We start from the raw sequence: 834 nt of genomic DNA on the forward strand, positions 1-834 counted from the left end.
GGTATCGGGGGCTTCGTGTTCTTCTGGAAGGCTGAGGAGCAGTACGGTCGTGGCTGAGCAGCAGGTGGGTGGGGCCGAGAGGGTTCCCACGGTGATCGTGGACGATCTGCACATCGTGTACCGGGTGCATGGTGCGGGCAGTGGCAAGGGCAGTGCCACGGCCGCGTTGAGTCGGATCGTGCAGCGTCGTACGTCGCCGAACGTGCGTGAGGTGCATGCGGTGCGCGGGGTGAGTTTCGTGGCGTACCGGGGTGAGGCGGTCGGGCTGATCGGTTCGAACGGTTCGGGTAAGTCGACGATGCTGCGGGCGATCGCGGGGTTGCTGCCGCCGGAGCGGGGTCGGGTGTACACCGATGGGCAGCCGTCGTTGCTGGGTGTGAACGCGGCGTTGATGAATGATCTGACGGGGGAGCGGAACGTCATCCTGGGTGGGTTGGCGATGGGGATGGGTAATTCCGAGATTCGTGAGAAGTATCAGGACATTGTGGACTTCTCGGGGATCAATGAGAAGGGTGATTTCATCTCGTTGCCGATGCGGACGTATTCGTCGGGTATGGCGGCGCGGTTGAGGTTTTCGATCGCGGCGGCGAAGCAGCACGATGTGTTGATGATCGATGAGGCGTTGGCGACGGGTGACCGGGCGTTTCAGAAGCGGTCGGAGGAGCGGATCCGGGAGTTGCGGGCTGAGGCCGGGACGGTGTTCCTGGTGAGTCACAACAACAAGTCGATCCGGGACACCTGTGATCGGGTGTTGTGGCTGGAGAAGGGCGAGCTGTGGATGGACGGCCCGACCGAAGAGGTGCTTGAGGCGTACGAGGAGCACACCGGCGGCAA

The 834-nt window shown here is 63.1% G+C and carries 1 protein-coding gene; it reads left to right on the forward strand.

The features are described from left to right. Positions 1–31: 31 nt before the first annotated feature. The coding region (locus tag O5O46_RS35020) for an ABC transporter ATP-binding protein (protein ID WP_443072707.1) at positions 32–834 on the forward strand (803 nt) is incomplete at its 3' end.

Origin of the sequence: Streptomyces sp. RPT161 (genome assembly GCF_027533845.1) — a bacterium.
Lineage (GTDB): Bacteria > Actinomycetota > Actinomycetes > Streptomycetales > Streptomycetaceae > Streptantibioticus_A > Streptantibioticus_A silvisoli_A.